The organism is Cognataquiflexum nitidum, from assembly GCF_022538055.1.
GTDB classification, from domain to species: domain Bacteria; phylum Bacteroidota; class Bacteroidia; order Cytophagales; family Cyclobacteriaceae; genus Cognataquiflexum; species Cognataquiflexum nitidum.
Genome location: NZ_JAKZAM010000022.1, coordinates 54,653 through 78,191, shown reverse-complemented (window position 1 = coordinate 78,191; position 23,539 = coordinate 54,653). Strand labels below are relative to the sequence as shown.

The window sequence follows — 23,539 nt, the reverse complement described above, 5'->3', positions numbered from 1 at the left end:
AGAGAGAATGACTCCAGGATGGCAACTGGTTACAGATCAAAGTTTTCAGGATTCGATTTTAATTCGTTAAATTCGTTTACTCCCATCAAAGCCCTGAAAACCAATATCTTTACTTGTAAGATTTTGAATGTTTTTCCTTAAAAATTTAACTTAAAATTATTTCTATCTAGAAACAAATTCTTTTATATTAGAACCAAATCAGACTTTTATGAACCAAAACTTCACCTCCACTACCTTGACGGAGTCGACGGCATTTGACACCGCCACGGTTACCCGAGTGATTCCGACTTATGTCTATGCGACCGTTTTTGCTTCCCTGTGCATCGCGGTGGGATTGCAATGGGACATTTCATGGCACATGAGTGTGGGCCGGGATGGCTTGTTTTCTCCGCCCCATATCCTGATTTATTTGGGTGCAGTGATCGCTGGGGTGTTTTCTGGGATCAAAGTGTTGAAAACCAGCTTTTGGGGTTCCAAAGAAGAAAAGTCCCAAAGCATCAGATTTTGGGGGATTTTCCATGGATCCTTGGGAGCGATGTTTTGCGTATGGGGAGCATTTGCGATGTTGACCTCCGCTCCTTTTGACGATTGGTGGCACAATACCTATGGTCTTGATGTCAAAATCCTCTCTCCTCCTCATGCTTTGTTGGGGCTCGGGATGATGATGATCCAATTTGGTGCCATGATATCAGTAATCGCTGCCCAGAATAAATTGGGAGAAAAAATGGACACCCGCACCAAATCCCACCTCCAATGGATGTACGCGTTGTCCGCAGGGTTTTTGTTGGTGATGGTCTATACCTTGGTGTCTGAGTATTTCTTTTTGAATATGCTGCATGGGGTTTTGCCGTATCAGGTAGCTGCCTTGATATTTCCTTTATTTTTGATTTCCATTTCATTTGCCTCTCCTTATCGATTTGCTGCTACCAAAATGGCTTTGATCTATACCTTTGTCATGGCAGCAATGGTGTGGATTATGCCTTTGTTTCCTGCCGAACCCAAGCTCAGTCCGGTCTTCAATTACATCACAAGGTTCCAGCCTTTTCATTTTCCCATCCTCCTGATTGTGCCGGCGATAGCCATTGACTATGCCATCGAAAAATGGAGAAATTCCAACAAGTGGCTTTTGGCAGTCCTGCTTTCCCTGATCTTCGTTGTCAGTTTCACCCCGGTACAATGGTATTTTTCTGAAGTTTTGATTTCTGAAATCGGCAGGGGTTGGTTCTTTGGGAGGTTTTCCTGGCCTTATTTTGCCAATCCAAGCTACGAATTCAGGTATCAGTTCAACCCCAATTTCTCTACCTATGGTTGGGATCTGATCAAAGGTCTCGTAATCGCTGTGGGTATTGGAGTCCTGACTTCGAGAGTGGGGCTTTCTTGGGGCAATTGGATGAAGCAGGTGAAAAGATAGATTATGAAAAGAAAACTGGTATTGCCTATTCTCATTTTGCTTTGGTATTTATCAAGCAGCCATATTGGAAGCCCCGGAGTCATTTATGAGGGACTTCTCGGTCCTTACAGGGTTCTTGCCAATATCATCCCGGCTGAAGTCGTCCCGGGAATCGCAAGGGTAACGATCATCCTTCCCGAAAATCCTGAAAATATTACCCTTGAGGTTAGGCCTGTTTATTGGTCAGCGGGCCTGAAAGGAACTCCCAAAGCCGACCCCATGGTGGCGGTGCCCGGAGAACCAGGGAAATATGAAGGTGAATTGTGGTTTATGAATTCAGGAGCTTCGAGTGTTCAGGTAACCATGCAGACCGACGGAGATATTTTTGAAGCAATCGTTCCGGTCATGGCTTGGCCTACGGCCAAAAATTCCATGACCTCCGAGTTGGGTATTCCGCTGGCAATTTTGGGGATATTTTTGGTCATCCTGATGGTGACGATCATCTCCTCAGCGATGAGTGACAGCATCCGGGATCCGGGAAAAGAAAGGAACCCTGTTGTGGAAAAAAGACGAAAATATGGAATTGCCATCGGGTCAGTCATCATGCTCTTGGTACTTTGGGGAGGAAAAACCTGGTGGGATGCTGAATCAGAGCAATACAACAATTTCTTGTTTAAACCTATAGAAGCACAATCACGGTTGGAACCACAGTCTGATGGAAATTACCTTCACCTCTCAGTAGACACTGCTACCCTCAACCAAGGCAAAACATCAAGAAAGCTAAGTCTGATAGTTCCGGACCATGGCAAGTTGATGCATTTGTTTTTAATCAGAAAGGGAGATTTGGATGTGTTTGCGCACCTTCACCCTGAACGGTTGGATTCTTTGAATTTCAAGGTAAAGCTACCTTCAATCCCTGCAGGTGAATACCATGTGTATGCAGATATCACCCGGTTTACAGGTTTTTCAGAAACCATCATTTCGGATTTTACCATTCCTGAAAATTCAAATTTCCAGCTTGTTTCCAATACAGATGTCGTATTGGGACGGGACGATACCTATACCTTTTCCAATCCTGTATCAGGAAAAAAGACCTCCTTGGATGGAGATATTATGATCTGCGGCAAACCCGGCATCAAAACCGATTTACCGGGAGGATACTCGGCAGTTTGGGAAACTGATGGAGAAAACTTTGAAGCCGGCACCCTTTACAACCTTGATTTTGCACTTTTTGATCCTGAGGGAAATGCGGCCAAGCTTGAACCCTATCTCGGCATGATGGGTCATGCCGTAGTCCTTAAACACGACGGGTCTGTGTACATCCACCTCCACCCTACAGGCAATTATTCCATGGGTTCGCAGCAGATGTTGCTCGAAAGATTTGAATCAGGAAATATAGGCTTCCAAAACTTACCTACCGGTCTAAGCTTTCAAGACAGCATAGACGGCGTGATCAAGGTTTTGAACCAAATGCCTGAAAAGGAACGTGACAGTCTCCTGATGGGAAATATGGTGCACCTCGATCCAACGGATCCCGACCATATCGAACACAGCATGGTCAGCTTCCCTTATGCCTTTCCCCAGCCGGGCAATTACAGGATATGGGTGCAGGTAAAAATCGATGGAAGGATTGTAAATGGGGCATTTGATGTGGAAGTGGAGTGAAAAATATAAAAACCCATCTCACCCCATCAATTCCTGCTTGTCCCATGCAAACTTTACCAATTTGCTTCCGAAGTAAATCAATATAAATCCTACCAGGATATTGAGTTTGGACATCAGTTTTGGGGTGACAAAACCCGAAAGCTGCTTGGCTATAAAAGCTTTGAGAAGATCGATGCAAAACACCGTCAGCAAGATTCCGGTATAATACAGCCAAATATCCATCCTTTGGTACTCTTGTTTGAGGTTGACCAATCCGGCAATAGAAATCCAAAAAAGCATGACAAAAGGGTTGATCCCGTTGATGCCAAAACCTTTCATGAAGCCGGTTCTTTTTTTGGTTTTGGGCAAAGGTATCCCGCCAGTATTCGGTCTGTTCCTGTTTTTTTTGAAAATGGTAGAAATCCCAAACCCTACCAACACCGCACCACCGACATAACCGAGGATGATCTCAAAGTAAGGATTACGGGCAAAAAGCGACACACCAAAATACGTGATCAGGACATAGATAAGGTCGGAAAGCAAAATCCCCAATGCCAAGACCGCAGCATACCGAAATCCATGTTCAAGACTATTTTGGATCAATGCAAAAAATACGGGGCCGATCATAGCCGACAATACAAGCCCCATACTGATGCCTTCCCACAGTGCTTGGTTCATATTTTTACGCCATTTTCTTTTAAGAATTCTATCCACTGCTCCGCCTTCTCCCCTTTCAATACCCTCGGAAATTTATTCTGTCCTCCTTCTTTTCCTTTGGATCTGAGCCAATTGTAAAAAATGGAAGGCGACAGCACAGTCAGCTTCACTTCTTTCAGGGCGTGCTTACGCTCCACGATATAGTCGTCGTTGAGTTGTTTCAGTTTTTCATCAATCTGACTTAGCAGTACAGCCTGATCCACATCGTCATCAGAACCGATAAACCAATGGTGCATGAAGAGTGAACCGTGAGGCAAACCGAGAACAGTAAATTCCCTGATATTGAGGTTCATTTCTTCAGAAACCAATTCCACAGCTTTGTTCATATTATCCATAGAAAGGTGCTCGCCACAAAGGCTCAAAAAATGCTTGGTCCTGCCTGTGATGTAAATTTCACTCTCTTCTTTGGAAGCAAACCGGATAACGTCCCCGATAAGGTAGCGCCACGCTCCGGCGCAGGTGCTGATCAGCAAGGCATAATCTACCTCTTCTTCTATTTCATCTATTTTAAGTGTTTTGGCATGGGGAAGAATTTCGCCCTCAGCGTCAAAATTCTCTTCATTGAAAGGAATGAATTCATGAAAAATCCCATTGTTAAGAACAAGCCGCATGGACCTGCTGTCCGGAATCGCCTGAAAAGCCAAAAATCCCTCCGAAGCGAGGTAGGTTTCCATGTAAATCAGGGGCTTTTCAAGTAGACGTTCAAAACCCTGCTTATAGGGCTCAAAGGAAACCCCTCCATGGACAAAAATCTGAAGATTTGGCCACAGGTCATGGATGGTTTTGAGCTTATAGCGCTCAATGATTTTTTCCAATAAGATCTGAAGCCAGGCCGGAACTCCAACAATGATGCCGATATCCCAATCCGGAGCTTTCTCTACAATTTGGTCTAGCTTTTCTCCCCAGTTTTTGTTTTTAGAAATTTTCTTGCCCGGCTTATAGAACCGCTGAAACCAGATCGGCAATCTTCCAGTGGTGATCCCGCTCAAGTCCCCCGAAAAATAAGTCCCATTAAATTCCAGATCAGTACTTCCCCCGAGCATCAATATCCCCTTTGTAAATAACTTGTCTGGTAGGTCATATCTAGACAACGATAAAATCTGCCTTACACCGGTTTTTCGGATGGCTTTTACCATATCCTTGGTAATGGGAATATACTTGGAAGCGGCACCAGAAGTGCCGGAAGTCAAAGCAAAATGCCTTATGGCTCCCGGCCAGGTGATGTCTTCTTCTCCACCTTTTAGCCTATACCACCATTCATTGTAGATCGTATTGTAATTGTATATGGGAACCTGCCGGACAAATGCCTTGTAAAAATCGGTGTCCCCTTTCTTGAATTCCTTTAAAATCAGGTCAAAATTAAATTTTCTAGAAAATTCAGTATCCTTGGCTTTGATAAGCAACTTTTTGAGTTCTCCCTTTTGAAGATCCAAAGGAGAGCTGTATTCCTGAACCAAAGAATCTCTTAATCTGATACCTTTTTTTAGTAATGTACCCAATATCGCCATATCTTTGTTTGAGTTGAATATGCCAAAAATACAGAATGAGTATCAAAGAAAACCTTCAATTATTAAAAAATACATTTGTCAATCCCGAATGTCTTTTGGTGGCCGTCAGTAAGACCCATCCTGTCGAAGCCATCGGGCAGGCTTATGAACTTGGGATCAGGGATTTTGGGGAAAATAAAGTCCAGGAGTTGGAGGAAAAACAGCAGGTACTACCAAAGGATATCCGTTGGCATTTTATCGGTCACCTACAGACCAACAAAGTGAAGTATATCGCTCCCTTTATATATCTTATTCACGGGGTAGATTCTCTGAAACTCCTTACAGAGATCAACAAACAAGCTGAAAAAGTAGATAGAATCATCCAATGTCTGCTTCAGGTGTACATCGCCAAAGAAGAAAGCAAATTTGGTCTTGACGAAAAGGAACTAGAGGAACTTGTCCAAAGTGAAGCTGTAAAATCCCTTACCCATGTTAAGATTGTGGGTTTGATGGGCATGGCAACATTTACCGACAAGGAGGATGTCGTAAGGCAGGAATTCAGAAATTTGAAATCAATATTCGACAAATTAAAAACCAAAAAGCTTCCGCCAAACTTTGACCTGAGAGAGATTTCTATTGGAATGACCGGAGATTATACCATCGCGCAAGAAGAAGGGAGTACCATGGTCAGGATCGGAACTGCCATTTTTGGCGAAAGAGAATACAAATAATGGATAAATGCTTCTTTGCCAATAATCCTATATTCTTCTTCATTCGGGACGGAGGACCGAAGTCGGAAGACCGATGTAGCGGGCAATTAAGCCCTCAGACAAGAATTAAAGTAGGTTTCCTGTCTAGTGTCATCATTGCGCACATACAAAATATAAATTAAGATGAAAGCTAATTTTATTCAGATATCTGCTATAGTTGGCGCCACCGCTGTTGGCATTGGGGCATTTGGGGCACATGGTTTGGAACCGATTTTGGAAGCCAACGGCAGGTTGGAAACTTTTGAAACTGCCGTCAAATATCATTTTTACCACGCTTTGGCCATGTTTGCTGTAGCGATTTGGTATGACCTTCAGCCCGAAAGAAAAATATTGAGGAAAGCCATGTGGTCCTTTCTGATAGGAATACTCATTTTTTCAGGCTCGCTGTATGTCCTTTCACTGAGCGGAATCACTTGGCTTGGTGCCATTACGCCTTTGGGCGGAGTTGCTTTTATATTGGGTTGGCTGTTTTTGTTTTGGGCAGGAAAAAAACAAGGAATCTGATTTCAATGAATATCAAAAAAACCACCCTCTCCTTTTTACTCGCATTATTCTTACTATCCCCTCTTTGGGGTCAGGAAGCTGATTTTAGGGCTAAATATGCAGGCTTGGATAGTCTTCTCAATGAGAAATCGTTTTTTGGCAACCACCTTACCGGATTCATTCTTTTTGAACCGGACAGCCAAAGGGTCATTTTTGAAAAAAACAGCCATATCAATTTCATCCCTGCTTCCACCACCAAACTCCTGACTTTTTATGGAAGCATCATGATGCTGAATGACAGCCTACCTGCATTCCGCTATGTAGAAAACGGAAAGCAAATTACAATTTGGGGAACAGGCTATCCTGGATGGAAATACAATAAACTCCCACAACCTGATATCGATGGATTTCTCCAAAAATATGAAACCATCCAATTCTCTCACAAAAACTGGAAAGACAAAGCTTTTGGCTATGGTTGGCAATGGGACGATTATAATTATTCCTATTCCGCTGAAAAATCCCCATTTCCTATCTATGGAAATTTTGTCACCTTCACCAACCAAAAAAGGGTTCCCAAAGCCAATATTCCCTCTTTTGGGAAAGTCTCTATCATCCCGGACAAAACCAACAAAGGAGTAGAAAGGCAATTGCATGCGAATGCCTTTTATTTCAATCCCGACACTTATACAGAAACTAAGTCTGAAATCCCATTTATCACTTCGGCGGAGACATTTGCTATTTTGGTTCAGGAAGCCCTGAAAAAAAATATTGTCGTCTTGGATGAAAGCCTCCCTACGGAGCATCAGGTTTTTTATGGAGGAGCCCTTGAACCGCTTTGGATAGAGATACTTCAGGAAAGTGACAATTTCATTGCCGAGCAGCTGCTCTTGATGATGTCTGACAAACAATTTTTGGAACTCAATTCGGAAAGAATTATTGAATATATTCTAAAAACTTATTTGTCGGATCTTGCTGACCGGCCAAAATGGGTAGATGGATCGGGACTTTCCCGGCATAACCTGATTACGCCGCGGTCGATGGTTTCCCTTTTGGTCAAAATAGAAAAAGAGATACCCCGGAATCAGGTCATGCAACTCCTCCCACAAGGTGGTATCAGCGGCACCCTGAAGAATAACTACAAAGCACGAACTCCTTACATCTTTGCAAAAACAGGGACCGTGGCCAACAACCATGCCCTTGTGGGCTATATCAAAGTTGACTCAGGAAAGGTTTATGCATTTGCCTTTATGAATAACAACTACCTCAACAAAGCCCCGGAAGTACGGAGAGAGATGGAAAAGGTCATGTTGTATATCAAAGAGAAATTCTAAACTCTCACATCCAATTTCTTTTTTTAGATATTTCTCATTTTGGAAAAAAAGTCACTTATCAATAGCTTAGAATAAAGAGATTTAATCTCAAACAAAATAACCTCAATTCAATGAACAAACGCTATTTTATAAAATCAGCCCTCCTTGGTGTCGGTACTTTACCTCTTGTTTCATACCTACCCAAATCAGAAGACCCTAAAAAGAGACTTTTCCCTAATCCTTTTGAAAAAGGTGATATGGTTGGTTTGGTCAGTCCTTCTGCCGCTACCTCAGAGCGTATTCAGTTTGAATTTGCAAAAGAGTCTTTGGAAGCTTTGGGCCTTGAGGTCAAACTTGGGGAAAATCTTAAAAACAGGCGTGGCCATCTTGCAGGCACGGATCAGGAGCGTGCAGATGACCTCAATCAGATGTTTGGAGATCCCGAAGTCAAAGCGGTCATATGCATTCGGGGAGGTTCGGGTGCTGCAAGAATCCTGGACCTGATCGATTACAACTTGATCAAAAAGAACCCAAAACCGATTTTGGGCTATTCGGATATTACCGCTTTACATTGTGCCATCCATTCACAGACAGGTTTGATCACCTTCCACGGTCCTAACGGCACGGGAAGCTGGAACAATTTTAATGTAAGCCAATTTCAGAAACTGTTCTTTGAAAAAATATTACCTGTATTCCAGAATGAACAAATCAAAGGAGATGATTTGATCGTGAAGCAAAACAGGATTCAGACTTTAATCGGTGGAAAAGCTTCAGGGAAGATCTTGGGCGGTAACCTCACCGTATTGAGTTCCTTGTCCGGGACACCTTATTATCCTGACTTCAAAGATGCGATACTCTTTGTGGAAGATATCGGAGAGGATCCATATAAGATAGATAGGATGTTTAGCACATTGAAACTTAACGGCACTTTGTCCAAGATCAAAGGGTTCATTTTTGGGCAATGTACGGATTGCAATCCCGGCGGAGGATATGGATCTTTGACTTTGGATGATATATTGGATGATTACATTGTTCCGCTCAATATTCCTTCATATAAAGGCGCGATGATCGGGCATGTTGCCAAGCAGTTTATTGTGCCATTTGGTGCCAATGTGGAAATGGATGCTAATGCAGGCATATTTACCTTGACTGAAAGTATTTTTAAATCTAAATAATCTTTATATGAAACCAGTCGCACTCATTATTTTGATGATTTCAGGCCTTTATCTAGGCTGTATAGAAAAAGAAAAAACAGACATCATGGAAGAAAAAACATACACTTATCTGGCTTTGGGGGATTCGTATACAATCGGTGAAGGTGTCGAAGAACCCGGAAGATACCCAAACCAAGCTGTTGAAATCCTGAAATCAAAAGGTCTGATTTTAGAAAATCCAACCATCATAGCAAAAACAGGGTGGACGACCGACGAATTGGATCAAGGTATTGAGGCAGCAGGGATCCAAGGAAAAACCTATGATTTGGTCACGCTTTTGATCGGAGTCAACAACCAATACAGAGGACGTGCGGTCTCAGATTACGAGACTGAATTCAGAAAAATGCTTACCAAAGCCATTCGATTTGCCAAAGGAAACGCAAATCATGTCGTGGTTATTTCTATTCCCGATTGGGGTGTTACTCCTTTTGCAACTGACAGGGGTACAGACAGGGAAAAAGTAGCCAAGGAAATTGATGCTTACAATATGGCCAAGGAACGAATTTCAAAAGAATTGGGTGTGTATTACATCGATATCACGGAAGAATACAGAAAAATCGGCGCTTTGCCAGAAATGGTCGTCGAAGACAAACTCCATCCAAGTGCTTTGGTTTACAAATCCTGGGCGGAGAAACTGGCAAATGTGATTCTCACTGGTATGACCTTCTAAGGAAAATCGCATTTAGGACTTTTTAACTTTCTGAAGAGTAAAATCTTCAATCAAAAGAATGGTAACCTTCGTCTTGGATCAAAATCAAACCAAATAGCACAAAAATGAAGCGTCTTCTGATCTTTTATTTTGGAATATTTCTTAGTTCTATGTATTCCTGCAAATCAACCAAGATAGCTGAAAACCGGAGTATGGAAGAAAAAGTATTTTGGATAAACAGCACGAAACTTCCCTGTCAGGGAGTGGGTCCTATGACTTGCCTTCAAATCCAAGAAGGTGCAGAAATCGAAGATGGCAAGTGGCTGAATTTTTTCAGTAATATCGAAGGATTTGATTACAAACCCGGAAACATTTACCGCATTAAAGTCAATGTGACTCAAATCCCTCCCCCGATTCCTGCAGATGCTTCAAGCCTCAAATACAGTTTTGTTGAGGTAATTTCTCAAAAACCCGACTTGACCTTACGGATAACGGATATTTGGAGGTTGGAAAGTATTGGCGAAATGAAAAATCCCACAGGAATGGACAAACCCTTGATTTTCGAATTCAATGCTGCAGAAAGAGGTATTTTTGGGTTTTCGGGTTGTAACACAGTAAGGGGACCCATCACAAAACTGACAGAAACAGAGATCGAATTTGGAAATCTGATGAGTACGATGATGGCCTGTCCCCAAGCTGAAATGATTTTGGAAAGGGGAGTGACGCAGGCTTTGAAAGAAATCAAAAAATACAAGATTGAAAACAACAGGCTTAATTTGGCCACACGTGACGGCACTCCGTTGATGATATTGCTCAAGGTGGATTAAAAAAAAATGTAAAAAAAAGCCGATAACTCTGAATGCTATCGGCTTTATTTTTTATTTTTTTCTTTACTGCCCTTTGGGCACCACATTGACTTTCAAAGATACTTTTTCGATCGGCTCAGAGGCATTGGAATAAATCCTGATAATTGGGTTTTGGGTGCCCATTTTGCCTGCAGAGTTATACACTACTTTCAACTCCCCTGTTGCACCGGGAGCGATCGCATCCTTTGGCCAATTGGGAGCAGTACAGCCACAAGTGACTGCCACATTTTGGATTTTGAGAGGTGAATCACCAGTGTTTTTGAAAGTAAAGACGTGTTCTACTTTTTCACCTTGTGTAATGGTGCCAAAGTCTCTTTCTTTCACTTGGAACTCGATTACCGGTCCTTTTTGATCTTGCGAGTAAACGGTAAATGCCATCAGGACAGCTACCACGAATAAAAGGGTTTTTTTCATTTTTAATTGTATTAGGTGTTAAACTTCTAAATCATTTCCATTAATGTAAAATCTTGGGTGAAAGTTCACCAGAAACAGTTCTTTCTTTGCCCTGGTCATTGCGGTGTAGAGCCATCTGATATAATCTTGGTTTACCATTTCATCCGTCAAGTATCCCTGATCTACAAATACGGCATCCCATTGTCCACCTTGTGCTTTATGACACGTCAATGCATATGCAAACTTGACCTGTAAGGCCGAAAGATAAGAATCTTTTTTTATCAATTCCATTCTTTCAGCCTTGTTTGCCACATCGGCATAATCCTCAGAGACCTGACGGTATAGTTCTTTGTACTGCTCGGGACTCAATGCAGGATGTGGGCTATACAAAGTATCTAGTACTACTTTTGCTTCAAAGTAAGGTTCATCGGGATAATCAATCAACCTCAACTCCAATGTAGCAAATCTCAGACCATACATTTCTTCAAATGACCTGATCTTGACCACTTCAGCAAAATCACCGTTGGCAAGAAAGTTGACTTTCTCTGACTCGGCCATATATACATAATTGTTTTTGACAATCATCAGCATATCCCCTGCCGAGATCTCATCTTCGAAAAAATGGATAGTCCTTCTTATATATTGGTTGTATTGGACTGCGGACTTATTTGACCTTGTAATAATAGTGGTATTTTCGATTCCATATTTTCCATAGGCATAGCGCAGCCCATCTTCCAGTCTTTCCCCTGTCATTCTAAAAAAGTCCCTGAACCTGGAAGTCACCATAGCCACTGTCGGAATTTCTTTGGTAAGTGTTTGTCTCAGTTGTGTGGCATTGTATAAAATCCCTGAAGCCAACTGTTGTCTCATCACTTCCTTCAACTCAACGCCATCAACCTCTAACCTGAAATTTCGAATCAGGTAATTTTTGTCCAATCCAGGACTGGATGAACTCCCGACTGGAGGCAATTGCGCCATATCACCGACCAAGATCAGTTGGTTGGTCGATTCTTGGAATACAAACTGGATCAAATCCCTCAATAAACTCCTGCCTGAGACCGTATCATCCGAAAGCATTGAGGCTTCATCGACTATGAATAAAGTATCTTTAAAATAGTTCTTTTGAAGTACAAAACCCAGACCTAAATCTCCAGACTCACCTTTTGGCTTATAAATGATTTTATGGATGGTAAATGCCGCTTTGTTGCTATAATTCCCCATGACTTTTGCTGCGCGTCCAGTCGGTGCCAGCAAAAGGGATTTGAATTTAACCTTTGGAAGGATTTTGACCAAGGCAGAAATAAGAGATGTCTTGCCTGTGCCGGCGTATCCCCTAAGCAAAAACGCTTTGCTTGCGGAGGTCTTCCTTGTCAAAAACCGATCCATATGTATAAAAAAATCCATTTGTCCCGAAGTGGGTTCAAAGGGGAAATTTCTTTTCAATAAGAAGGAGGGCTTTAAGCTGTCTTGACTATCTTTACCAATCATCTTGACGAAGCTAATGCTAATATGACAATTTCGGAAAAGGAACTTTATGAGAAATTTGGGGGAAGGCTCAGGACAAGAGTAAATGGAGTTTTGATCCAAGATGAGAAAATCCTCATGATCAAGCACAACATGGGAAACGGGAAATTCTTTTGGAATGTGCCGGGTGGAGGTATGAAATACGGAAGCTCAAGTTCAGAGAACCTCAAGCGGGAGTTTGTAGAGGAAACAGGAATGGAAATTAAGGTAGAAGAATTCCTCTGCAGCTATGAATATTTGAATCCCCCGCTCCATGCTGTTGAACTTTATTTTGAAGTGAGGCAAATCGGTGGAAAATTGAGTATGGGAATAGATCCCGAATTGCCAAATGACAAACAGTTGATCACTGAAATACAGTTTCTCGACATCGATATTTTGTCATCCATCAAAAATGAGGAGAAACACCGCCTTTTTTGGGGAATAAAATCAGTGAATGATGTGAGATTATGGAAAGGTTATTTTAATTTTGAAAATAATTCTATAAAATAGCATCTTGATTATACACCATCAACCTTATCAAAAGTTCTAATCAATCCAAAAAATGACACTATCCAGAATTTTATCGATTGTCTTCTTAATTTCCGCACTTGCCCTTGGGTATTTCCTCTACAAAAGTGTGGATGATGTAATGCAGCAAGAAAAACTGATCATAGCCACTGAAGCTAGGATTATCGAAAAACTTCAAATGCTAAGAGATGCACAAGTTGCCTATTTAGCATCTAACGGCGTATATGCCGGAAATTGGGATGATTTGAAGAAATTTATTGAAGAAGGAAAAATCTGGTTAGTACAAAGAACAGAGACTACCAAACTTCTTGAATATGGTAAAGAAGAGATTTCGGTTCAATATGACACCCTCGGTTCAGTGAATGTGATTGATTCACTTTTTAACGAAAGGAAGTATCCGAATTTTAATATTGACAACATGCACATTGTCCCAGGATCAGGTGGCAAACAGTTTGAGTTTTTTGCTGACAAAGTAGAAAGAACCCAAAGACAAATCCCTGTATTCGAAATCAGAGATCCTGATCCAATTAATCCAAAAAGGAGGCTAAACAACAAGGAAAAAGCTCTTCGAGTTGGATCTAGAACCGATTCTTCTACTTCAGGTAACTGGGAGTAATTTTGGCTATCCAGACAGAAAATAATACCCTTCTAAAAATTCAATGCGATAAATTTGATGCCCAGGCGGTGTCAAGTTTATCGCTTTTCTTATTTGATGGTTTTTATTTTTATTTTGCCAAAGACCAAAACGGAAAGGTTTTGGCAATTCATAGCCAATCCTTTGAAAGCCATAGATTGCTTAATTTTAAACTCAAGGATGAAAAACTCCTGAAGCTCGACATTCCGATTCGTGTTTATAACCATGCATCACCTTTCTCTTTAGTACCAGGACTGGTTTTTGAAAGTACCTTATCATCGATTTTCCTCTTTTTTGCAGAAAAGCCAAAGGAAAACACCCACGTCTTTGAAACAACATTATCGAGCAACAATCTGCATCTTGTAGGCAGCATCCGGAAAGAATTATCTGATTTATTGTCAGAAGACAAATCTGATATCACTTTCCACCATGGAGCTTCTTCATTCCTATCCTTCGCATTGAAAGAAAAATTCAATCTCTTGAATCAAGAAATCATGGTCTTGGTACAAAAGGGTTTTTTCTATTTGATTGCTTTCACAAATCAGGAACTAAGCTTGTTCAATAAATTTGATATCGAAAACAGAGAAGATTTTTTAAAATACTCCCTTGGCATTGTCCATCAGCTCAATTTCAATAGGGTGTTTTGCAGGGTTTCAGTATTTGGCGATACCTCAATTTATGGTATAGACGAAAGCTGGGGGAATCTATATTTTAAAAATTTCAGAATCTCAGTTCCTTTTTCAAATATCCAGTACCACAAGGATACTGAAATATTCCAAAAACCTGAGATCTTTGAGTCCTATTGGGAACTGCCCTAACCAAACAACAGATGAAAAAAACTGCCCTATTTCCAGGCTCATTTGATCCATTTACCAAAGGTCATCATGATATTGTACTGCGAAGTCTGAACCTTTTCGATGAGGTGATCATTGCTATCGGATATAATTCAGCCAAAAAGAACAGATATTTCGAAATTGAAATGATGGTTGAAAAAATCAGCAGTCTTTATTTGGAAAATGAAAGGGTTAAGGTTTTGGTTTACAACGAACTGACTTCTTCGCTTGCTAAAAATCAAGGCGCAAATTTCTTGGTCAGGGGCTTAAGAAACATTATTGACTTTGAGTATGAAAATACCATCAGTCAGATGAACCGTAACCTTAATCCAGAGCTTGAGACAGTTTTTATGATTACCTCACCCAAATACGCAACGGTAAGTTCGACCATTATCCGCGAGATTCACAGATACAACGGAGACGTATCAGACTATCTACCCTATCAATTGTGAATTTTTGGAGTGATTTTCAAAAATTGCTTGTACAAATACCGCATTGACGGGTAGGAATTAACCAAAGCCGTCTTAGCTTCTTGATGTCCCATCCATCTGATATCCACAATTCCTTCTTCCTTTTGGGGTTTCATTCCTGTATCATTGGTACTTTCCATGACATACCAATATGTCTTTTTCAAAATGCTTTTTCTATCTTGGGTATAGGTATGCCAGGTGTTTGTGATTTTAGGGCCTAATTTGACTTTGATGCCACATTCCTCCTCCACTTCTCTTAAAGCGCACTGCGCCGGAGTCTCACCCTTATCAAATTTACCTTTGGGTAAATCCCATTTCCCCAACCTGAATATAAAAAGTACCTTTTCTCCTTTGACCACTATTCCCCCTGCTGCTTTAATGACAGTAAACCTACTTTTGATAAATGATTTCAAACTGGGCTTGTCTTTACATACTAGGCTTACTGTATCAAGGTTTTTGAGTTTTCTTGTCCTGAGTAGATAGAGTAATTTGATGATTACATCCTTGGAAGGCTCAATAATCAGCACATCATCATGAAACTCAGCAGTCGCAGGAATGTCTAAAGGATGGTCATAAACCACCTCAAAAGTTCTGTCCTTCGGCAGTTCTTCTGGTGTAAACAACTCAAGCGGTTTGTCGTTGATAAAAATTCTCATTTGATGAAAATCCCGTTCTCTGGTTTTTAAAGTAAGATGGCCAAAAATGCATAAAATTTTTAAGCCTGCACAATCCCTGCTTAGAATTTATAGCTTAATTTTAGACCATGGAAACATTCGATAAAAAAACTGCCTCCGAGGTAGCTGCAAAGCTGTTGGAAATCGAGGCAATCAGACTTCAGCCCAACAATCCCTTTACTTGGGCTTCGGGTTGGAAATCCCCAATCTATTGCGATAACAGGTTATCCTTATCGTATCCCAAAGTCAGAAAATTTATCAAAAATAAGCTTGTTGAAGCTATCCAACAATATTTCCCGGAGGTGGAAGCCATAGCAGGTGTGGCGACAGCAGGTATACCTCAAGGAGCGCTTCTTGCAGACAAAATGGAGCTGCCGTTTTTGTATGTACGTTCCAAAGCCAAAGGACATGGTATGGAAAATATGATCGAGGGTAAAGTTACTCCAGGCCAAAAAGTAGTGGTCGTAGAGGACTTGGTTTCGACAGGTGGAAGCTCACTAAAGGCCGTGGCTGACCTTAAAGCTTCCGGATTTGAGGTTTTGGGGATGGTGGCCATCTTTACCTACGGATTTGATGTAGCCAAACAAAACTTTGAGGAGGCTGGAGTGAAATTGGTATGCCTGAGTGACTACTCTTCCATGCTCTCACAAGCGCTAGCAGATGATTTCATTGATGATTATACATTGGCTTCTCTCGTAGAATGGCGGAAAAACCCTGCTGAATGGCCGAAATAAGGATGTTTTTTAGGAGAAGTGGTTCAAAACTTCTCCTCAACTCCTAGCCCAAACAAAGCAAAATCATATTTGACAGGATCCACAGGATCAAATTCCCTTAGTCTTTGGGTCAGTTCCAAGGCAGTACTCCAATCCGTCTGCTTTCTGGAAACCAATCCTAATTTTCTTGCAACCCTATCCACATGCAAGTCGCATGGACAGATTAACTGGTATGGTTGAATAGTATTCCAGATGCCAAAATCAACGCCGTTATTATCTTTCCTTACCATCCATCTCAGAAACATATTCAACCGCTTACAGGCAGAATTACGCTCAGGGGTGGCGACATGCTTTTTGGTTCTGTTTGGGGCAAATGGAGATTGAAAAAAATACTGATGGAAATTTTTCAAAAGAATTGACATGATATCTACCTCTTCATTCCATCCCTTTGTAAATGCACTTTCAAGGGAATCATATTCTATGTAAAATGAAGAGAAAAACTGTATAAAATAAAGGGTATCGATGTCATTGAAAGTTCGGTGTTTGAAATTCAAAAAAGGTTTCAAATCAGATTCAGAATGGTGCAGGATAAACTGGTAGGGAGCATTATCCATCATTTCCAACAGGTGAAGGCATTTGCTGATGATGGTTTTTCTCTGACCCCAAGCCAGTGTAGCTGCAAAAAATCCTGCTATTTCAATGTCCTGCTTGAGAGAAAAACGATGTGGAATAGAAATAGGATCGAGTTCTATAAAACCCGGCCTGTTGTAGTAATCTACTTTTTGATCTAAAAACCCCTTCAAATCCATCCTATATTGATACTTTGACCTCTCCGCCCTGTATGCCATCAAACCATTTGAAACAAAGATTTTTGTTTTCTTTTTCAGAAAGATGCCAATCAAAGCATTTAATATTAGTCAAAGAAGTAAGACTATCTATATCAGAATTGTAAAGACAAATATCAAAGTCAGGTAATTCCTTGGAATCAGTACTGTTCCATTTTTCGAGCAAAATCCCCTCCTCAATAAACCTCACCTTGTTTCCAAAGTAATGGTCCTCCAAAACCGAAGGAACACCATCATTTCTTCTTAATTGGAAGCAAGATGGGCCAAACATGATTTGTTTGTACATTTTGGCTTCCAAAAAACCTTCTGTTTGAGGTAAGGGAAGCCAATCAGAGTCTATGACAACCACTGTTTTTTTACCTTTTTTTAGGCCTGCCAAGAGACGGGACAACAAAGAAAAAAGGTAGGTAACACCGACAAACAATAACCCAAAAGTAGCTAAAATGGGATAAGTCAACACAAATATGGTATTCCAGATAAACCTGAAAAAGTGATGAAATATCAGTTGGCCTTTATTCATTTGGAAAATCAATAAGAAATTTCTACCGGGAATCTTGGATTCACTGCCCTAAGCTGATCGAAAGCTGCCTTGGACAATTTTACCACAAGCCTGCTATTGTCTCCGGTGTCGGGAAGTTTGCCTACTACCCTAGCAAAAATAGTAATGTCATTTTCTTCATTTCTGACCCTCATTATTGTTCCTACGGGGGCATCTTTATGAAGGACAAGGTATTTTTTGTGATTAGCAGTACCCTCAATCACCTCTGCCAATCCTGTTTCTTTTATGTTTTTATATGCTGTACTCGCATCTTCTTCACTTGGTACATTTGCCGTACTTAATGTGGCATTTGTTTTTTCATTATTGATGATGACAGGTACTGAAGAAGTAACCACCGGAACATTAGAATTGGCTTCTCTTCCTACCTTGAGTTTTTGACCTACTGAAATACTATTTGATCCTAGTCCATTCCATGATTGGATATCCTTCACGTTTGTATTGTACTTTTGGGAAATGGAAAATAGTGTCTCCCCTTGAGAAACTGTATGGGTAATCCAATCACCTGGAAGGCTTGAAGGAGGCAGTGTTTTTAACATGCCCGTCTCTTCTTTGGGCACAGAAGGTGTTTTGATCACTTCAGGTTTTGCTTGAGAAACAGTTTTTGCTTCGGAAGGAGGAGAAACTGCTACAGATGTTTTTTCCTCCTTAGGTTGGCCGGCAGATGGGGTTACTGTTGACACAGCAACCGGCTTTGGCTCAACAGCTTTGATAATAAGAGATTGTCCGACACTCAGGTCTGCACCTTGGAGATTGTTCCAGCTTAGAATATCGTTAACAGATACGCCATATTTTTTTGAAATCGAAAACATTGTCTCTCCCGGGATCACTTTGTGGAGTGTGGAACCCGATGGTAAAGTTGATTTGGCTACAAACGGAACTTTGATCCGTTGTCCAATTTTAATTCCATCAGATAACAGAGGATTATTTTCGATAATATCGTTAACAGCCACTTGGTATCTTCTTGAAATTCCAAAAAGCGTTTCTTTCTCTTCAACTTGGTGGATGATAAAAGTTTTATTTCCCACCTTTTCTATCCCTACTGAATCTCTGGATACTAATTCTTTTGCATTGATCTGAAACCCGAAAGCCAGCCAAAATCCTAAAATTGCAATCTTTTTCATGTATATGTAACCTACCTATCTGTGTACAAAGTTCAGATTTATTTTTTCATTTGCAAGGAAACTTACACTTGCGCCGGACATTCTTTCCACCTATTTATCAACGGTTAATCTTAGGTTTATTATAAGAATAAATGCTAAAAAAATAAGAAAGGGGAATCTTTCCCCCTCAGTTTTGAAAATTGATTTTTAATCCTATCATAGGAGATAACCTATTCAAAAGCTGATCGATTGCTATAGGTATTCTTTGATTTTTATTTTGGTGTCGGAAAAATCAATACTCCATCCATCAAACCATTAACCCCCTTGTATCAAAAGAATATTTTTGATGAATGATTTGGATTTATTTAATATCATAGAAAACAAAATATGTCCTTATGAAAAAAAGAATACTTACCCAAATGAGCTTACGCTGCTTGTTAATGCTGTTTATGTTTGCCCCAACATCAGCATTGTTTGCACAGAAAGTTGACATGGATCAATTCAAATCCATGAAAGCAAGAAGTGTGGGACCGGCTGCCATGAGCGGTAGGATTACTGCAATAGATGCTATTCATGATAATCCACAAGTTATTTATGCAGGTTCAGCATCAGGAGGCTTATGGAAATCAACATCGGGAGGAATCACTTGGACTCCGATTTTTGATGAAGAAAAAGTACACTCAATCGGCGCAATATCCATTTATCAAAAAAATCCTAATATAATTTGGGTAGGTACAGGTGAAGGAAATCCTAGAAACTCACTCAACATGGGTCTCGGTGTATATAGATCCATGGATGCAGGTCAGACTTGGCAATCAATGGGATTGGAAAAAACCAAGGCCATCCACAGGATAATTGTACACCCTGATGACCCCAATACAGTCTATGTCGGTGCAATCGGTTCCCCATGGGGAGAGCAAGAGGACCGTGGCTTATACAAAACCACTGATGGAGGAAAAACCTGGAAAAAAATCCTTTACATCGATACCAAAACGGGTGTAGGGGAAATGATCATGGACCCCAATAATCCTAACAAGATTTTTGTCAATATGTGGGAACACAGAAGATATCCTTGGTTTTTTAAATCAGGAGGTCCTTCTTCGGGACTTCATGTCACCATCGACGGAGGAGAAACATGGAAAAAACTTGATGACAAAAACGGTTTGCCAAAAGGTGATCTTGGAAGGATGGGATTGGCCATATCCAAAGCAAACAGTCAAAAGGTTTATGCTTTGATCGAGTCTTCCAAAAATGCATTGTACGTCTCCGAAGATGGTGGTGGTAATTTCAAGATGGTCAATGACAAAGCAGAAATTGGAGACAGGCCATTTTATTATTTTGAGATCTACGCAGACCCAAAAAATGCTGACCGTCTGTATACACTTTATTCAAGAGTAGGTATGAGTGAGGATGGAGGACGTTCATTTTCACAATTGTTATCCTATGAAGGTGTTCATCCAGATCACCATGCATGGTATATCAATCCCAATGACCCAAAATTGATTATTAATGGAAATGACGGAGGATTGAACATCACGCGAGATGGAGGCAAGACTTGGTATTTTGCTGAAAACATCCCTGTAGGACAATGGTACCATATCAATGTGGACAATGAGATTCCTTACAATATTTACGGTGGTCTTCAGGATAATGGAAGCTGGGTTGGCCCTGCTTACGTCTGGAGACAAGACGGCATCAGAAACACCTACTGGCAAGAAATCATGTTTGGTGATGGATTTGATGTAGTACCTGACCCGGCTGATTCCCGATATGGCTATGCCATGTCTCAGGGAGGAAACGTCGCCCGATATGACAAAGAAACCGGGCACAAAAGAATCGTCAGACCGACCCATCCTGATAAAGATGTCTTCTTAAGATTCAACTGGAATGCTGCAATTGCTCAGGATCCCCATAGCAACACCACGGTTTATTATGGTAGTCAGTTTTTGCACAAAAGTACGGACAGAGGTGAAACCTGGGAAGTAATTTCCCCTGATTTGACTACCAATGATCCCGAAAAACAGAAACAACAAGAAACAGGGGGTTTGACATTTGATGTCACCGGGGCCGAAAACCACACAACCATTATCGCCATCGCACCTAGTCCTGTAGACCCAAATGTAATATGGGTGGGTACTGATGACGGTAATGTACAGGTAACCAAAGATGGCGGAAAAACCTGGACCAATATTGCAGCCAAGCTGACCGGACTTCCAAAAGCAAGTTGGATCCCTCAGATCCAAGCATCCAAATATGATGCAGGTGAAGCTTGGATCATTGCGAATAACTACCGAAACAATGACTTCTCCGCATATGCCTACAGGACCAAAAACTATGGTGGATCATATGAAAGGATTGCTGATGACAGTAAAGTATGGGGTTATGCACTTTCTATCGTACAGGATCCAGCAGAACCGAATCTGGTTTTCTTGGGTACCGAATACGGTCTTTATGTGAGTTTTGACAATGCCAAAACATGGAACCAATGGAGACATGGCTATCCAAATGCTGTTTCTACTTATGACATGGTCATACAGGAAAGAGAAGCAGACTTGGTAATCGGAACATTTGGCCGATCAATTTATGTACTTGACGACATCAGGCCCTTGAGAATCTTTGCAAAGAATGCAGGTAAAACTCCTGTTGAAAAGTTAACAGCTGTCCCTGCCCCTGATGCTTATCAGGCGAAAATCCATCAGCCCCATGGAGAAAGGTTTCCTGCAAGCGGTAAATACGCAGCCGAAAACAGGGATTTTGGAGGAAGTTTGAGTTTTATACTCAATGATCCGGGTAAAGAAAAACTGGATTCGGTAGTAGTTTCCATTTTCAATGAACAAGGAGAACAGATCAGAACCATCAAGAGGCTTCCAACTCAGGGGGTAAATAAGTTTACCTGGAATCTTGACAGAAAGTCATCCGTAGAAACCCCTTCGTTTGGAGGAGGTGGCGGTGGCCAAAGTGCAAGATCACGCGGATTCTATGAGGCAAGCGGAGGCGATGCACTTCCGGGTAAATATAAGGTGGTATTCAAATATGGAGAAAACACAGCAGAAACCTCTATCATGGTTTATTCTGATCCAAGAATTCAAGCAAACCTTGCTGATCTCAAAGCAAGAGAAGAATTTATAAAGCAAACGGAGGCCTTATCCGGGGAGGTTATGAAAGCTACGAGACAACTTGATGATGCCAAAAAGACCATAGACAAACTTTTGGCCTATGCCAAAGATGTGGACTCGGAACCTGTCAAAGAACTCGTCAAACTAGCCAATGAAACCAAGAAAAAAGTGGATACGACTAGAGAGGCATTCTACGGACCAACAAGAGAAGGTCAGGGAATTGTAAGAAACCTTTATCCAAGCACCATGACTAGACTTTTTGCTCCAAGAAGTTATGCCAATTCTTCAAACTCCGCACCTGGACCAACTGAAATGAGGTTATTGCAACAGGCAAAAGAAAGTGCAGAATCTGCGATGAAAGTCTGGACTGATTTCTTCGAAAATGATTGGAAACAATTTGAGGAAAAAGCAAAAGCCACTCAGATTGATATCTTCAAGGAAATAGAAAAAGCAGAGGTAAAATAATTGCAACTTATCTCTAAAACGAAAAACACCCGGCCATTTGGTCGGGTGTTTTTCGTTTATCGTCAAATGGGAAAATCATTTGCCATAATGGTCCTGATAATATTTTTGGTAATTCCCCGAAGTCACATTATCAAGCCAAATTTCATTCTCCAAATACCAATCAATGGTTTTGGTGATTCCTTCCTCAAACTGAAGACTTGGCTCCCATCCTAGTTCTTTCTGAATTTTGGAAGCATCTATGGCATACCTTAGGTCATGTCCTGCCCGGTCTTTGACATAGGTGATCAGTTTTTGGGATGTTCCTATTTCCCTTCCTAGCTTTTCATCCATCTTTTGGCAGAGGAGCTTCACAATGTCAATATTCATCCATTCATTGAATCCTCCAATATTATATGTCTCCCCGCTTTTTCCTTTGTGAAACACCATGTCAATGGCTCTTGCGTGGTCCACGACATACAACCAATCCCTGATGTTTTCACCTTTTCCATAAACTGGAAGCGGTCGGTTATTTTTTATATTATTGATACAAAGCGGAATCAGCTTTTCAGGAAATTGGTTTGGTCCGTAATTATTGGAACAATTAGAAATTACTGTTTTTAATTTATAAGTATTGCTGTAAGCCCTTACAAAATGATCTGAGGCAGCTTTTGAAGCTGAATAGGGAGATTGCGGATCGTAAGGAGTGGTTTCTGTAAAAAATCCTCCATGATCCAATGAACCATAAACCTCATCTGTAGAGACATGGTAGAAAAGGTGGTTTTCCAGATCTTTCCAATATGACTTGGCGACATTCAGAAGATTGACGGTGCCGATGATATTTGTTTTGACAAAAGCCAAAGGATCGGTAATAGACCTATCCACGTGGGATTCTGCTGCCAAATGGATCACATCTGTAATTTGATGTTTTTCAAAAACAGAAGTCAAAGCCTCTACATCCAAAATATTCACTTTCTCAAAAGTATAATTTTTGGCATTTTCAATCTCGCTGAGATTCTCAAGATTACCGGCATAAGTCAGACAATCCAGATTGATAATATGGTAATGGGGATATTTCTGCACAAAAAGCTGTACGACATGACAGCCAATGAATCCCGCGCCACCTGTGATGAGGATATTCTTTTTCATAATTGCGAATTAGAAAGATTGAGAAATTGGATGAATAAATTAAAATCCACC

The 23,539-nt window shown here is 40.9% G+C and carries 23 protein-coding genes; 14 read left to right on the top strand and 9 right to left on the bottom strand.

What is annotated here, in order from left to right; all coding sequences use genetic code 11:
* Nucleotides 1-208 precede the first annotated feature (208 nt).
* Together MMU07_RS15045 and MMU07_RS15040 are read left to right on the top strand one after the other, a co-directional pair.
* Nucleotides 209-1,411: a hypothetical protein gene (locus tag MMU07_RS15045; RefSeq protein ID WP_241126699.1), complete on the top strand. Its 1,203-nt coding sequence runs from the start codon at nt 209-211 to the stop codon at nt 1,409-1,411.
* 3 nt (nt 1,412-1,414) lie between these two features.
* A complete protein-coding gene (locus MMU07_RS15040) occupies nt 1,415-3,055 on the top strand; it encodes a hypothetical protein (RefSeq protein WP_241126698.1) in 1,641 nt (546 codons plus the stop codon).
* 18 nt (nt 3,056-3,073) lie between these two features.
* Here MMU07_RS15040 and MMU07_RS15035 read toward each other — a convergent pair whose 3' ends face one another.
* Both MMU07_RS15035 and MMU07_RS15030 read right to left on the bottom strand, forming a co-directional pair.
* Nucleotides 3,074-3,712 (bottom strand): LysE family translocator, encoded by a 639-nt coding sequence (locus MMU07_RS15035; RefSeq protein WP_241126697.1) that lies wholly within the window; start codon nt 3,710-3,712, stop codon nt 3,074-3,076.
* Nucleotides 3,709-5,259 (bottom strand): GH3 family acyl-acid amido synthetase, encoded by a 1,551-nt coding sequence (locus MMU07_RS15030; protein ID WP_241126696.1) that lies wholly within the window; start codon nt 5,257-5,259, stop codon nt 3,709-3,711. Before MMU07_RS15030 ends, MMU07_RS15035 begins: the two co-directional genes overlap by 4 nt.
* A gap of 35 nt (nt 5,260-5,294) precedes the next feature.
* On the opposite strand from MMU07_RS15030, the gene MMU07_RS15025 reads away from it, so the two are divergent.
* The 6 genes from MMU07_RS15025 (at nt 5,295) to MMU07_RS15000 (ending at nt 10,491) form a co-directional block, all read left to right on the top strand.
* Nucleotides 5,295-5,969, top strand: a complete 675-nt coding sequence (locus MMU07_RS15025) for a YggS family pyridoxal phosphate-dependent enzyme (protein ID WP_241126695.1) — start codon at nt 5,295-5,297, stop codon at nt 5,967-5,969.
* Nucleotides 5,970-6,131: 162 nt separating this feature from the next.
* Nucleotides 6,132-6,512 (top strand): DUF423 domain-containing protein, encoded by a 381-nt coding sequence (locus MMU07_RS15020; protein WP_241126694.1) that lies wholly within the window; start codon nt 6,132-6,134, stop codon nt 6,510-6,512.
* A 5-nt stretch (nt 6,513-6,517) separates the two neighbouring features.
* On the top strand, nt 6,518-7,822 hold the full coding sequence (locus MMU07_RS15015; RefSeq protein WP_241126693.1) for a D-alanyl-D-alanine carboxypeptidase: 1,305 nt from the start codon (nt 6,518-6,520) through the stop codon (nt 7,820-7,822).
* A gap of 110 nt (nt 7,823-7,932) precedes the next feature.
* Complete coding sequence (locus MMU07_RS15010; RefSeq protein ID WP_241126692.1) at nt 7,933-8,976, top strand: S66 peptidase family protein; 1,044 nt, start codon at nt 7,933-7,935, stop codon at nt 8,974-8,976.
* A gap of 7 nt (nt 8,977-8,983) precedes the next feature.
* Nucleotides 8,984-9,685 (top strand): SGNH/GDSL hydrolase family protein, encoded by a 702-nt coding sequence (locus MMU07_RS15005; protein ID WP_241126691.1) that lies wholly within the window; start codon nt 8,984-8,986, stop codon nt 9,683-9,685.
* 104 nt (nt 9,686-9,789) lie between these two features.
* Nucleotides 9,790-10,491, top strand: coding sequence for a DUF4377 domain-containing protein (locus tag MMU07_RS15000; RefSeq protein WP_241126690.1), 702 nt, complete (start codon nt 9,790-9,792; stop codon nt 10,489-10,491).
* Nucleotides 10,492-10,554: 63 nt separating this feature from the next.
* On the opposite strand, the gene MMU07_RS14995 is transcribed toward MMU07_RS15000, so the two are convergent.
* Complete coding sequence (locus MMU07_RS14995; protein ID WP_113924520.1) at nt 10,555-10,944, bottom strand: DUF1573 domain-containing protein; 390 nt, start codon at nt 10,942-10,944, stop codon at nt 10,555-10,557.
* Between the two features lie 18 nt (nt 10,945-10,962).
* On the bottom strand, nt 10,963-12,411 hold the full coding sequence (locus MMU07_RS14990) for an ATP-dependent DNA helicase (RefSeq protein WP_241126689.1): 1,449 nt from the start codon (nt 12,409-12,411) through the stop codon (nt 10,963-10,965).
* A gap of 21 nt (nt 12,412-12,432) precedes the next feature.
* On the opposite strand from MMU07_RS14990, the gene MMU07_RS14985 reads away from it, so the two are divergent.
* The 4 genes from MMU07_RS14985 to coaD are packed head-to-tail and all read left to right on the top strand — an operon-like array spanning nt 12,433 to nt 14,873.
* Nucleotides 12,433-12,936: an NUDIX domain-containing protein gene (locus MMU07_RS14985; RefSeq protein ID WP_241126688.1), complete on the top strand. Its 504-nt coding sequence runs from the start codon at nt 12,433-12,435 to the stop codon at nt 12,934-12,936.
* A gap of 52 nt (nt 12,937-12,988) precedes the next feature.
* Nucleotides 12,989-13,570 (top strand): hypothetical protein, encoded by a 582-nt coding sequence (locus MMU07_RS14980; RefSeq protein WP_241126687.1) that lies wholly within the window; start codon nt 12,989-12,991, stop codon nt 13,568-13,570.
* A 2-nt stretch (nt 13,571-13,572) separates the two neighbouring features.
* On the top strand, nt 13,573-14,406 hold the full coding sequence (locus MMU07_RS14975; RefSeq protein ID WP_241126686.1) for a DUF3822 family protein: 834 nt from the start codon (nt 13,573-13,575) through the stop codon (nt 14,404-14,406).
* A gap of 11 nt (nt 14,407-14,417) precedes the next feature.
* Nucleotides 14,418-14,873 (top strand): pantetheine-phosphate adenylyltransferase, encoded by a 456-nt coding sequence (gene coaD / locus MMU07_RS14970; protein ID WP_241126685.1) that lies wholly within the window; start codon nt 14,418-14,420, stop codon nt 14,871-14,873.
* On the opposite strand, the gene MMU07_RS14965 is transcribed toward coaD, so the two are convergent.
* Nucleotides 14,864-15,547, bottom strand: coding sequence for an NUDIX hydrolase (locus tag MMU07_RS14965; RefSeq protein WP_241126684.1), 684 nt, complete (start codon nt 15,545-15,547; stop codon nt 14,864-14,866). The genes coaD and MMU07_RS14965 overlap by 10 nt on opposite strands.
* 107 nt (nt 15,548-15,654) lie before the next feature.
* Here MMU07_RS14965 and pyrE point away from each other — a divergent pair, with 107 nt between their 5' ends.
* Complete coding sequence (gene pyrE, locus MMU07_RS14960) at nt 15,655-16,299, top strand: orotate phosphoribosyltransferase (protein ID WP_241126683.1); 645 nt, start codon at nt 15,655-15,657, stop codon at nt 16,297-16,299.
* Nucleotides 16,300-16,322: 23 nt separating this feature from the next.
* On the opposite strand, the gene MMU07_RS14955 is transcribed toward pyrE, so the two are convergent.
* Genes MMU07_RS14955 through MMU07_RS14945 form a run of 3 tightly spaced genes read right to left on the bottom strand, consistent with a single transcriptional unit; the run spans nt 16,323 to nt 18,803 of the window.
* Nucleotides 16,323-17,126, bottom strand: coding sequence for a TIGR02757 family protein (locus MMU07_RS14955; RefSeq protein ID WP_241126682.1), 804 nt, complete (start codon nt 17,124-17,126; stop codon nt 16,323-16,325).
* On the bottom strand, nt 17,089-17,643 hold the full coding sequence (locus MMU07_RS14950) for a hypothetical protein (protein ID WP_241126681.1): 555 nt from the start codon (nt 17,641-17,643) through the stop codon (nt 17,089-17,091). Before MMU07_RS14950 ends, MMU07_RS14955 begins: the two co-directional genes overlap by 38 nt.
* 8 nt (nt 17,644-17,651) lie before the next feature.
* Nucleotides 17,652-18,803, bottom strand: a complete 1,152-nt coding sequence (locus MMU07_RS14945; protein WP_241126680.1) for a LysM peptidoglycan-binding domain-containing protein — start codon at nt 18,801-18,803, stop codon at nt 17,652-17,654.
* Nucleotides 18,804-19,201: 398 nt separating this feature from the next.
* On the opposite strand from MMU07_RS14945, the gene MMU07_RS14940 reads away from it, so the two are divergent.
* Nucleotides 19,202-22,363 (top strand): VPS10 domain-containing protein, encoded by a 3,162-nt coding sequence (locus MMU07_RS14940; protein WP_418884516.1) that lies wholly within the window; start codon nt 19,202-19,204, stop codon nt 22,361-22,363.
* 75 nt (nt 22,364-22,438) lie between these two features.
* Here MMU07_RS14940 and rfbB read toward each other — a convergent pair whose 3' ends face one another.
* A complete protein-coding gene (rfbB, locus tag MMU07_RS14935) occupies nt 22,439-23,488 on the bottom strand; it encodes a dTDP-glucose 4,6-dehydratase (protein WP_241126679.1) in 1,050 nt (349 codons plus the stop codon).
* Nucleotides 23,489-23,539 lie beyond the last annotated feature (51 nt).